The sequence below is a fragment of the Methanobrevibacter sp. genome (assembly GCF_017539065.1).
Lineage (GTDB): Archaea > Methanobacteriota > Methanobacteria > Methanobacteriales > Methanobacteriaceae > Methanocatella.
In genome coordinates this window covers 68,346-80,499 of the sequence record NZ_JAFYHP010000014.1, presented here as the reverse complement: position 1 = coordinate 80,499, position 12,154 = coordinate 68,346, and the positions used below count along the sequence as shown (strand labels likewise).

Sequence of the window (12,154 nt, the reverse complement as noted above, 5' to 3'; positions counted from 1 at the left end):
TATTGTGGCGATTGAAACACTCAAAGGTGAATTGGTCGGTGCAGGTAACTCGTTATTAACTTCTAATGAAATTCTAGAAGCTGGCAGTGGCTTTGCCGTAAATGTTTCTAAAGTATTCATGAAACCGGATACATATCCAAGGTTTTGGAAGTAGTTGCTCTAAAGAATTAAATCTTAATCATAAATATTTTTATACGATATAAATAAATATATTATTGATGGTGATGCTTAAAAAATACATGATTTTTCTTGCAGTGATTTTAATTTTATTCATAGCTCCAATTTCTGCAGAAAATAATATTACAATCGATAATACTACATTTATTCAGGATACAATTGATGTAGCTAGTGATGACGATATTGTCTATCTAAATCCTGGAACATATCATGAATCATCGATTAGAATTACAAAAAACATTACCTTGCAAGGTCTTGGAGAAACAAAGGATATTGTAATTGATGGTGGACAAAAGAATTCAATTATTTTCATTGATAAAAAAGTAACTGTTAAATTGAATAACATCACATTTATTAATGGAAAAACTAACGATTACGGAGGGGCGATTTACACAGAAGCTGCCGAATCTGTTTATATTAAAAATTGTATTTTTGAAAATAATTCCGCTCGTATGGATGGCGGCGCTATTGAAATATCCTCAAAATCTTTTGGGTATCCAAGAAAATTCTTTTATGGATATTTGGAAATAGATAACTGTAGTTTTATAAATAATTATGCCGGTTTTAGTGGCGGGGCTGTTGGTACATATTATGCTAATGCCGATGTTAAAAATTCCGAATTCATTAATAATTATGCAGGAGATTTTGCCGGAGCACTTTCTTTTGTAAATGGAAATTTCACAGTATCTTCATCAAAATTTGAGAACAATTATGCAGATTATGATGGCGGTGCAATAAGGCAAAATGTGAACTCAAACTTATATATTGAAGATTCCATTTTCATTAATAATACTGCAAAAGAATGGGGCGGAGCCCTTTATAATTGGCTTGGAAAGTTAACCGTTAAAAATTCGACTATCTCAAATAATACTGCAGGAATTCGTGGCGGAGGAATTTTTACAGCAGGTCCTCTTACAACCACTTATTCACAGATAACAAATAACAGTGCAGAATCTGGTGGTGCCCTATATGTCTTTCAAGAATTTTTTACTATAGAACCAATAGTCATATGTAATTACAATAGCATTACAGGAAACACCGCTTCTGAAGGATCCATTACATATTATGACTTACTAACATATGTTAAAAGCGATTATGAAAATAATTATTGGGGGGATATTAATCCAAACTCCACTAAGTGGTTCGAAGAATTTATTACAAAAATCTTCACGGAACCTGCTCCAAAAACATGGCTTGAAGAGCCTCCTCAATACATTGTAGAAAACAAGACATATAATAATGATACTAACAGTGAAAAAACAACTAGCATTAATCAAGATTCTAATGATAAAAATCGTGTTAAAGTTAGTCATAATCAAGATTCTAATGATAAAAATCATATTAAAAAAGTTAGTTTCAATCAAAATTCTACGAATGATAAACCAGTTGATAATTTAAAGGTGGGAAATTCTGCAAATTCTATAGGGGGTTATGGTTTGGATAGTAAATCCGCATCATATTTAAATAAAAAAAGTATGGGCATTAATCAAATAAATTCAAATAATAATCCAATTTTAGTTTTTATAATGCTTTTAGTATTATTTGCTTATGGAATATATAGATTTAAAAATAAGTAATATTTAGATTTTGGAAGTAAAATCATTAATATTGTTAGGTTTTGCCTAATGGGTTTGTTTTTGTATTTTTTTATTAAAAGTTGGGGCAAATGCAAATAATAGGTACTGAATATGTAAGGATATCTTGCTCATTTTTGGAAAATACTTAAATAATTGGTCAAATAGATTAATTAAAGTTAAATAAAAAATTGGGAGTAAACTTAAATGAAATTCAAAAAAATCTTCCCGCTCATATGCTTAATTATATGTTTGTTCACTGTCGCAAGCGTATGTGCTGGTGAAGTAAATGATACAGCAATAACTGCAATAGATTTGCAGGATAATTTCGAAATTAATGAAGATAATCAAGTAATTGACAAAATGGATAATCATATCTGTGCAGAGGATTCAACTAACAACGGATCTGCAAATGATGACCGTTTGGAAATTCCTGCACCGGAAACTGTTGGAAACTCATATTCTGATAAATTAGAAATAACTGATGATAATTTGATGGGTGATGATTTAAGAGCTAATATCATTGCATTAAACGTAAGTGCTCTTGATAATACATTATTTGTTGTTGATTGTGCCGATGGATTTAATGGAAATGTTTCAATTAAGATTGGCGATGATGCATTATATGATGGTAGTGCGAATGTTTTGATTGAGGCCGCCAAATTGCCTGCGGGAAATTATGTTGCCACAGCCCTATTTTATGGTGATGATAATTATGGAAATCTAACATTAAATGATATTAGTTTCACTGTTTCAAGAGTGACTCCTACTATTGATATAGATATTAATGATGTGAATTATCCTAATAGTGCCTATGCAAAGGTCCATATTGGAAATAATGCCAATGGTACAGTTAATGTCACTATTGGGGACATAACATTCAGTAAAATCGTGTCTAATGGTGATGCTAATGTTGAATTATTCGGTTTGTCTGCAGGTTATAAAGATGCTAAAATTGAGTTCTTCAGCGGTGATTATTGTAATAATAATGTAAATTCGTCTGCTAAATTTATTTGTTTCCCGAATAATTCGCTTATTGAAGTTAATTATGATTCAATTTGGTATGTGGGTGAGGATATCCAAGTTGAGGTTAATACGAAAAATTCTACTGGCGATTTAACTATTTATATTAATGGTGAGCGTTATAAGGATCCATTGCCGTATAATTCTGAAAGAAGTTATGATATTTGTATTGATGGTAGAGGTGAGGGTAATTATATCGTCAATTTCCATTTGGATGGTGATGAGAACTATACTGGATATGATACTGGCATAACAGTCTTTGTAGTTAAAAAGGATTTAGCTATTGACGTCACAGATGTTGATGCGCCAATTTTTGCTGGTACTCCAGTTACATTTACCGCCAGATTGAATGAATCTGTTGTTGGTGATGTGATATTTGTCATCAATGGCGTAAATTACACTGCACATGTTTCAAATGATGATGTCGCCAATTATGAATACACACCAGTTAATGATGACATGATTGAGGTTGTTGCCACATTTCTTGGCAATAATGATTATAATGCTAATTCATCTGAGGTAAAAGAATTTAACGTAAACAGAAATCCTATAAGCATTGTCGTTTCAGTAAACTCTACTATTAATGTTGGGGATAGTGCTGTTGCAACAATTAACATGGATCCGGCAATAAATGCCACTGTCAAATTAAGAATGGGCAATGAAATTTATGATGTTGCCATTGTTGATGGTGTTGGAAAGTATATTGTATCCGGTTTGGCCTATGGTCATTATGATGTAAATGTAACATTTGCCGGAGACACTAAATATGTTGCCGCCAACGATAACACAACTTTAAATGTAAATAAGATTGAAAATTATGCCATTGATGTGACCGTTGGCAATATTGAATTCGGAAAAGATGAAACAATCGTAGTTGTTTTACCTGCGGATGTTGATCCGTCTAAATTAACTGTTAAAGTTGATGGGGAAATAAAAACCATTACATCTATGGTGAATGGTGTTGCAACCATTGTTGTTCCAGCATTAACTATTGGCAGTCATGAGGTTGATGTATCTTATGCAGGTGATGATAAGTATGATGCTAAGGATAACAATTCCAATAATTTCACCGTATGTTCTTCAGATGCTTCCCTTATCTTTTTAAATGTTGATAATCATACTTATGGCGAAAATACAATATTCGAAGTAATTCTTCAAAATGACGTAACTAAAAATGTCACCATAATTGTTGATGGCAATGTTTATTCCGTAAAACCTGATGATAATGGCATTGCTAATTTGACATTGAATAATCTGACAGGGGGATTGCATGAGGTAACTGCTACTTATCCTGGTGATGAAAAATATCTGAAAATTTCAAAATCAGCCACTTTTATCATTCCGCGCGCCCAATCCAGCATTGACGTTGACTTCACAACTCCACAGTCAGTCGGTAGCAAGGTATTGTTTAATGTACGTATGGGTCAAACAGTCAACGGCACTGTTAAGTTAAGTGTCGGTGATGATTCTTACTATGTTGCTGTTGTGGATGGTTTTGGAGCTTTAACTGTTCCTAATTTGGCAAGCGGCACATATAATGTAAAAGCAATATTTGCTGGAGATGACAAATATGTTGGAAGGGCTTCCAATAATTTAACTTTAGTAGTCAATAAAATTAAAACAAAGTTTGCTGCAGAGGATATTACTGTCACTTATAATGGTAATAAATATTTGGTAATCACATTGAAGGACAGCAACGGCAAGGCGGTTGGCAATGCTAAGGTCACTGTTAATCTTAATGGTGCTAAAACATTTACAACAGATAGTAAAGGCCAAGTCAAGGTATCCACTAATGATTTGACTACTAATGTATACACTGCAAAAATAACATTCGGAGGCAACGCAATCTATGATAAGTCATCAAAAGATGTTAAAGTCACAGTTAAAAAGGCAACTCCAAAGATAGATTCTAAGGCAATATCTTTCAAAGCAAAAGTCAAGACTAAAAAATACACAATAACTCTAAAAGACAATGCCGGCAGAACTATTAAGAATGCAAAGCTTACTTTAAAAGTCAAGGGCAAATCTTACTCTGCAACTACTGATAGCAAAGGTAAGGCAACCTTCAAAATCAAAAATTTGGGCAAAAAAGGAACTTACAAAGCAGATATTGTATATGGTGGAAACAATTTGTATAATAAAATAGCTAAGACAGTTGAAATTAAATGTAAGTAGATGTTTTCACCAAACATCTCACTTTTTTTTATTATTTCTGGTTTTAGAGTAAATTTTATAAGAAATATTCAATAAAGTTATAAATGTATTTAATTCATTAATGGAGGGCAAAGTATTTTTAAAAAGAAGATATTCTTCGCATTGTTTTTTGTGGTAATTCTCATTTTTTCAATTAGTTCAATTCAAGCAAGTGATGTTAATATCACAGATTCATCTACATTAAGTTCTGATGATGTTAATTTGCTTCAGATTGAAGATGAAACTAATTCTGAATCTGTTGGCTCAGATGATTTGTCCACAGACATGAATGGCATTACTTTTGAGGAAAATACTAAAAATCAAACGGAATTGGCCTCCCAAACAGATAACATATATTATACCGGCTGTTACAATGTAACTTTAACAGATTCTAATGCAAACACTTCATTGGCAAATAAAAGCCTTAATTTCATCATAAATGACGTTAATTACAATGCTATAACAGATGATTATGGCGTTGCCAGCTTAAACTTGAACCTAAAGCCAGGCATATATGCTGTAGAGGTATGCTTTTTAGGGGATAACACTTATGAGTGTAGTAGTTTAACTTCAACACTTGAAATTTTACCTACCATTCAAGCAAACAACATAACTAAGTATTATAATGGAAGTACACAATATAGTGCAACATTCTTTGATCGTTTTGGAAATTTTTTAACCAATGTCACTGTCTATGTCACTGTCAATGGAGTTACATACTCTGAAAGGACTGATGAGAACGGTACTGTAATTCTGCCAATCAGTCTGCTTCCGGGCGTTTATGAAATTTCTACAACTAATCCGATTACGGGATATGACTTAACCACTACAGTTGAAGTCCTATCAACAATTAGTTCAAGCAACCTTAAGAAGGTTCAGGGAGACAGCAGAAAATTCACTGCTAAATTCTACAACGCTGAAGGCAAGGCATTAGCAAACCAATATGTTAAAATAACTATCAACGGCAAAACATATAAGGTTAAAACAAATTCAAAGGGTAAGGCAACTTTATCTTTGGATAACTTTAAGCCAGGAACATATGAAGTTATCTGCTATAATGTAGACGGTTTGACAAAAACCAATAAGATAAAAATTTATAAGTGCAAGGCATCCACTAAATTGACTACTAAATTTTATACATTATTCCCTAATGATAAAAAGCAAATTAAAGTCAAATTAACAACTCAATTGAATGATGATTCAAATGTTGGTAAGACTATTAAAATAAAAATAAATGGAAAGACTTATTCTACAAAAACTGATAGTGAAGGGATGGCATATCTTAGTGTGGCATCACTTAAAAAAGGAATTTACAGTGTTGAATATGAATATGGGGGAAACAAATATTTCCAAGCCGCAAAAGCAAAGAATTTTATTACAATACTTGAAAATGGAAAAACTGCACTGAAAGTCAAAAGTACAAAGAATTTTGGTTATGGTGCAAATACTCAGTTGAAAGTGGCTTTCACCGCTGATGATGTTCCTTTGGCTAAAAGAACTATTACTTTTACTATCAACGGCAAATCTTATAATAAAACCACGGATAGCAATGGAATAGCATCAATAACCATCAATCTAAAAATTGGCAACTACACTGTTAATTATCAAACATATGATCAATATAAAATAAATGAAACTTCCGGTTCATTTGATATAACCGTTTTTCAAAGAACTGTCCCTAAGTTGATTTGGAAAAGTGGAAATTCCTTCAAAGATAATTCACAGACATTTAAGGTTTTATGCACTGATTCAAAGGGTCATCCGGCTCCTTGGACTATTGTTGAGTTAACTATTAATCATAAAACATATACTGCAAAAACTGACTCAAAAGGTTATGCAACATTCAAAACTCATGTTCCTATTGGAAAATATAAAATTTCAATTAAGTCTAAAAGTAATAATGATTATCTTGATGGTTATGCCTCCAAATCTGTAAAGGTTAAGCTATCTAAGTTTCACAGTGGATTGAATGAGAAAAATTTTATTTCTCATTTAAAAAAGTATCTTAAATCATCAAAACATTGCAAAGTCGGAAAATTAAAGATTAAAAAATTAGTTAAATCATTGACCAGAGGTTTATCTAGCAAAGTGAACAAGGCAAAGGCCATCTTTAATTATGTAAGGGACACTTTGGCATATAGTTTTTATTATGATACCAAATATGGTGCAACAGGCACCCTAAAGCATAAAAAAGGAAATTGTGTTGATCATTCTCATTTGTTAGTTTCAATGTATAGAACAGCAGGATTTAAGGCAAGATATGTTCATGGAACATGCAAATTCAACAGTGGCGGTGTATATGGCCATGTATGGACTCAAGTTTTAATAGGTAAACATTGGGTTTGCGCTGATGCAACCAGCTCATTAAACAATTTGGGAAAAATAAATAACTGGAATACAAAATCTTACAAGATTCATGGTAAATATGCAAGCCTTCCATTTTAGTTCATTTTTTTCTAATAACCAAATTATATATTATAAAAATGTAAGATATTTATTTATAAGTTTCTAGGTGATATTATATGGAATATGAGATAAGTGGCGGTTCATTTCCTATTGTAATATGCAAATTACAAAAAGGAGAAACCATGAAAGATGAAAGCGGAGCAATGGCATTCATGACCTCAGGTATTAAAATGGATACTAATACTGGGGGAGGTCTTTTAAAAGGACTTGGAAGAGCATTATCCGGCGATACAATATTTTTAAATTTCTTTACCGCTGAAGAAGATAATCAGGAAATAGGATTTACCTCATGCACTCCGGGAAAAATTATTCCTATTAGATTGAATGGGTCAAATTCCATAATCGGTCAGAAAAGTGCATTTTTAACCGCCGAAAAGGGTGTTGAAATTAGTATGCATTTTAGAAAGAGATTAGGATCTGGAATATTCGGTGGTGAAGGTTTCATTCTTCAAAAATTCACTGGAAATGGAATGTTATTTTTAGAAATTGACGGTGAAGTAATTGAACGTGAATTACAACCTGGAGAAAAGTTAATCTTAGATAATGGGCATGTTGCAGCTATGGAAGAAACAGTTGATTTTGATATCCAAAGGGTAAAGGGTGTTAAAAACTTGTTATTTGGTGGGGAAGGCTTATTTTTTGCTACATTAGAAGGTCCTGGAAAAGTTTGGATACAGACTATGCCAATCAGTAAATTGGCTGAAGCATTGATTCCATTTTTACCAACAAATGTTCCGAATAATGAATAAGAAGTTTGTTAATTTAATAAACTTTTTTTTTACTTTTTTTATAAAATAGTTTGTAATATATTTTTTACATAATGATTTAAAAAAATAATAAGTGAAGAAGCTAGAATGCTCCTCCACCTCCTCCTCCGGATCCTCCTCCGAGGCCACCAAAACCTCCGGAATCTGAGGAAGAGTTTACTGTAGATTGACCGCTCATTATTGCGTTATGCATCATGTAATATCCTCCGTAATGGTGATACAAGAAGAGATCATCATCATGGTAATTGGAGATATTTTGTTCTTGGAGTTTCATGGCATCATAAACCTTGTCAGCTACTCCAAGAGCCGCACCATAAATCAAGTACTTTCTCCAAATAACTATTGATTCTGGAGGGTGTTCTTTAATTAAACTGTTGTCCTTTAAGAACTTCTTGAAGTTTTTCCATTTGAGATACATCACACGACCTTCAGGAGTCCATTGTCCAAATTTATCGTCATCCATCTTCATTATTAAAAGTGAAAAGAGGATTAAAAATATTCCTCCAGCAATGGCATATGTACCAGATTTTAATTCAGTCCAAAATCCTAGAACAGCCATAATGACACCAATCACTAACCCACCTACACCAAGCACAGCGACAATTGTTGTACCGGTATCATTAAATTCTTCGCTGACTCTTGATTCTATTGAATCACTGACATTTTCCTGCCATTCGGAATATTGATCCATAAACCATTCTGCGTTTGATTCGGTAGACAATCTTGAATTTAAGCTTGATAAATTCAATCTATCTTTGTTAGCAAAACGATGCAGGATATCATAGACCTGTTTTTCATTTGATTTAAGGCCACTTGTATCTCCACTAAATTTAATGTATAAATCATTAGTTTCGGTTTCGCTGTCAGCAACTGTTTCGATACCTAAAGCTTTTTTATCAATTAGATTTAGAATGGCTGCTTCAAATCCGTCCATATTAGGAGTTCCAATGTCTCCATTAGCATAAATTGCATTCACTACTTCTGGAGGGTCGTCGCTTGGAAGTTCTCTTTCGTAGATGCCTTCATACATCACTTTTGGTTCCCTACCATACCTTAAGTATGTAAATACTGCAACAATAGGGCTAAATATGGAAAGCAATCCTAAAACAAGGTAAGTTGTGTTCCAGAAATTACGGCCGTTTATGCTGTCATTCAGATTTTTCATAATCATTTCTTTGCCGTTTTGGTCCACATGCTTTGCGTATGTCGCATCGCTGAAATCGTCCAATGGCATCAGGACAAGTATTTCATAGAAGTCTCCTTTAGGAATGCTGCTTGTTTTAGCAGTAATTGTGTCTTTATCTAATTCGCTTGAAACGTTGAATTCCTGCGGATTCAGGAAGTATTCGTTGCCCTTGTCTCCAGGCAGCTTAACCTGTATGTCAACGCTTCCAACACCTACATCCCATTCGTCTCCCCAAAGTTTGTATTGGAGGCCTCCCACATCATTGAAAAGAGTAACTACATTTTTCATATCATAACTGAGGTAAACGGACACGTCACAATCTCTGATTCCATGTGTACATGCTTCATCTGAGTATAAGTATACTTTAATATGCTTATACCCTCCATCATCGCTTTCTTCATATTTTGCATATGCTCCATCAACATATACTTGGATATTTTCTATGCTCTCTCCGGCTTTCAGGGGGATATCCCGGTATACTCCATTGAATTTGCCCTCAAAAGAATAATCATACCTTTCATCCACATGAAGAAGACCATTATTTTCAACAGTCAAATCAACAAATGCCTGATCGATTGTGTAACTTCTGTCATCGTCGGCCGCAACTGCTGAAAGGGTTGAAAATAATAATAAAAAAAGTAAAATTATAGTAAATGTTTTTTTAACATTCATATAATTTCACCACTAGAATTTTACTTCAGGTACAGCGGTTTCAGCAGCTGGTGCTTGGAAGAATTCTTCTTCTTTAAAACCAAACAATCCAGCAATTATGTTGCTTGGGAATTGTTGACATGCATTATTATATTTTAATACGATATCATTGTAGAATTGTCTTGAATAAGCAATTTTATCTTCAGTATCAGTTAAGTCGTCCTGTAATTGTTGGAAATTACTATTGGCTTTTAAGTCAGGGTAATTTTCAGCAACGGCGAATAAAGTTTTTAAAGCACCGGTCAATTGACTGTCTGCAGCGCTTGTTTCTTCGATTGTTGTTGCATTCATAACACCAGTTCTTGCTTTAGTAACTTCTTCAAGAACGCCTTTTTCGTGAGAAGCGTAACCTTTTACAGTTTCTACTAGATTTGGTATTAAATCGTTTCTTCTTTTAAGTTGAACGTCGATTTGTGCGTAGCTATTTTTCACACTATTTCTGAGCCCAACTAAGTTGTTGTACATGTGTATAATTGTTCCAATAATTAGGATTATAACAACTATAATTATTATTATTAAAAGGGTACTCATTTTATCACCAATTAATAGTTTAAATTATATTAAAAATATAGTTTACCATTAGTCAAGGAATTTAAATTATTTTAATTGATTATTTTTTTTTGAAAAATCCTAATTTTAAGCAAACCTTTATATATGTTTAGTTAAATATATTATCTTATCATATTATTCTAGATGGTATGATGTACAAGTATTGCTAACTATTTCAATGCCGAGATAGTCTAGCCTGGTAAGGCGCGAGACTGGAAATCTCGTGGGCGTTCAGCCCTCCTGGGTTCAAATCCCAGTCTCGGCGTTTATTAGTTTTTAACTATATTTTTTTGTATATTAATAAAAATACTTGTTAAACTGATATTTATTGCACTCTTAGCAGATATGCTAAGTTTATAACTGTTGAAAAGAACTGTGTTTTGAAATTCAAAACATTCGAACCTATATTTTACGTCTCGTAGGTTCGCTCTATAAATGGAGGTTATTTAATGGAAGACGAATTCAAACATTTAGTACGTATTTCAAGAAAGGACGTTAATGGTAACAAAACCATTGAACATGCTTTAACTGAAATCAAAGGTGTTGGAATCTCTTTATCTAAAACTATTTGTCGTGTTTTAGACTTAGATTTAGATGCAAAAATTGGATACATTGCTGACGAAGATGTTTTAAGAATTGAAGAAATTTTAGAAAACCCTCTTGACTTTGGCATTCCAACTTGGATGTTAAACAGGAGAGAAGACTATGAAACTGGTGACGACATTCACTTAATCGAATCAGATCTTGACATGACTTTAAGAGATGATTTAAACAGAATGAAAAAGACCAGAAGTTACAAAGGTAGAAGACACGAAGTTGGTTTACCTGTTAGAGGTCAAAGAACCAAATCTACTTTCAGAAAAAGTTCTTCAGTTGGTGTAAAACGTTCAAGAGGATAAGCAAGAGCTTTTTTTATAAATTAAATTATTAAATTCAATTTTATAAGGAGATGTTTTAATGGGACAACCTAGAAAATCAAGGAAAAAGTATAATACACCACCTCATCCTTGGAATGCGGAAAGAATTAAAAATGAAAATAAATTAATGACTAAATACGGTCTTAAAAACAAAAAAGAAATTTGGAAAGCTGATACTTTAGTCAGAAGATACAGTAGGGAAGCAAGGTATTTACTTGGTTTCGGTGCTGATCAAATGGTAAATGAAAAATTAGAATTATTAGGACACTTAGCTAGAACCGGTGTTTTGCCTGAAGGTGCAGCTCTTGAAGATATCTTAGATTTAAATGTAGAGGATATCTTAAGAAGAAGATTACAAACTATTGTGTATAAAAAAGGTTTAGCTCGTACTCCTAAAGAAGCAAGAATGTTCGTTGTACACGGTCACATAGCTTTAGACGGTAAAAAAATCAATTCACCAAGCTATGTAGTATTAAACGGTCAAGAAGATGATATTGGATTCTATCGTTCTTCACCTGTAGCAAAACAAATTGAAGAGTACAACAGAAGTAAGGATAATAAAGCTAATACAGAAGAATAAAGGGTGTAACT

General features: G+C 33.0%; 8 protein-coding genes and 1 tRNA gene. 7 read left to right on the top strand and 2 right to left on the bottom strand.

Annotated elements, in window-relative coordinates:
- The first annotated feature begins 218 nt into the window (after positions 1 to 218).
- The 4 genes from IKS50_RS03560 to IKS50_RS03545 all read left to right on the top strand — a co-directional run bounded on the left by IKS50_RS03560 (position 219) and on the right by IKS50_RS03545 (position 8,182).
- Positions 219 to 1,754 (top strand): hypothetical protein, encoded by a 1,536-nt coding sequence (locus tag IKS50_RS03560; protein ID WP_292845447.1) that lies wholly within the window; start codon positions 219 to 221, stop codon positions 1,752 to 1,754.
- A 204-nt stretch (positions 1,755 to 1,958) separates the two neighbouring features.
- A complete protein-coding gene (locus tag IKS50_RS03555; protein ID WP_292845443.1) occupies positions 1,959 to 4,949 on the top strand; it encodes an Ig-like domain-containing protein in 2,991 nt (996 codons plus the stop codon).
- 150 nt (positions 4,950 to 5,099) lie between these two features.
- Positions 5,100 to 7,412 (top strand): transglutaminase family protein, encoded by a 2,313-nt coding sequence (locus tag IKS50_RS03550; RefSeq protein ID WP_292845440.1) that lies wholly within the window; start codon positions 5,100 to 5,102, stop codon positions 7,410 to 7,412.
- 77 nt (positions 7,413 to 7,489) lie between these two features.
- Complete coding sequence (locus IKS50_RS03545) at positions 7,490 to 8,182, top strand: TIGR00266 family protein (RefSeq protein ID WP_292845437.1); 693 nt, start codon at positions 7,490 to 7,492, stop codon at positions 8,180 to 8,182.
- Positions 8,183 to 8,282: 100 nt separating this feature from the next.
- On the opposite strand, the gene IKS50_RS03540 is transcribed toward IKS50_RS03545, so the two are convergent.
- Both IKS50_RS03540 and IKS50_RS03535 read right to left on the bottom strand, forming a co-directional pair.
- The gene (locus tag IKS50_RS03540) at positions 8,283 to 10,058 is read right to left on the bottom strand and encodes a DUF2207 domain-containing protein (RefSeq protein WP_292845434.1); all 1,776 of its coding nucleotides are present in this window, start codon (positions 10,056 to 10,058) and stop codon (positions 8,283 to 8,285) included.
- Between the two features lie 12 nt (positions 10,059 to 10,070).
- A complete protein-coding gene (locus IKS50_RS03535) occupies positions 10,071 to 10,628 on the bottom strand; it encodes a LemA family protein (protein ID WP_292845431.1) in 558 nt (185 codons plus the stop codon).
- A gap of 198 nt (positions 10,629 to 10,826) precedes the next feature.
- On the opposite strand from IKS50_RS03535, the gene IKS50_RS03530 reads away from it, so the two are divergent.
- The 3 genes from IKS50_RS03530 (at position 10,827) to IKS50_RS03520 (ending at position 12,143) form a co-directional block, all read left to right on the top strand.
- Positions 10,827 to 10,911: transfer RNA gene (locus IKS50_RS03530), tRNA-Ser, on the top strand.
- A 184-nt stretch (positions 10,912 to 11,095) separates the two neighbouring features.
- Entirely contained in the window at positions 11,096 to 11,545 is a 450-nt protein-coding gene (locus tag IKS50_RS03525; RefSeq protein ID WP_292845429.1) for a 30S ribosomal protein S13, read from the top strand.
- Between the two features lie 58 nt (positions 11,546 to 11,603).
- Positions 11,604 to 12,143 (top strand): 30S ribosomal protein S4, encoded by a 540-nt coding sequence (locus tag IKS50_RS03520; protein ID WP_292845424.1) that lies wholly within the window; start codon positions 11,604 to 11,606, stop codon positions 12,141 to 12,143.
- Positions 12,144 to 12,154: the final 11 nt, after the last annotated feature.

Excerpts from the sequence above, each read along its gene's own strand:
- IKS50_RS03560 (WP_292845447.1), top strand. The coding sequence starts at position 219 with ATGGTGATGCTTAAAAAATACATGATTTTTCTTGCAGTGATTTTAATT.
- IKS50_RS03555 (WP_292845443.1), top strand. The coding sequence starts at position 1,959 with ATGAAATTCAAAAAAATCTTCCCGCTCATATGCTTAATTATATGTTTG.
- IKS50_RS03545 (WP_292845437.1), top strand. The coding sequence starts at position 7,490 with ATGGAATATGAGATAAGTGGCGGTTCATTTCCTATTGTAATATGCAAA.
- IKS50_RS03540 (WP_292845434.1), bottom strand. The coding sequence starts at position 10,058 with ATGAATGTTAAAAAAACATTTACTATAATTTTACTTTTTTTATTATTA.
- IKS50_RS03535 (WP_292845431.1), bottom strand. The coding sequence starts at position 10,628 with ATGAGTACCCTTTTAATAATAATAATTATAGTTGTTATAATCCTAATT.
- IKS50_RS03525 (WP_292845429.1), top strand. The coding sequence starts at position 11,096 with ATGGAAGACGAATTCAAACATTTAGTACGTATTTCAAGAAAGGACGTT.
- IKS50_RS03520 (WP_292845424.1), top strand. The coding sequence starts at position 11,604 with ATGGGACAACCTAGAAAATCAAGGAAAAAGTATAATACACCACCTCAT.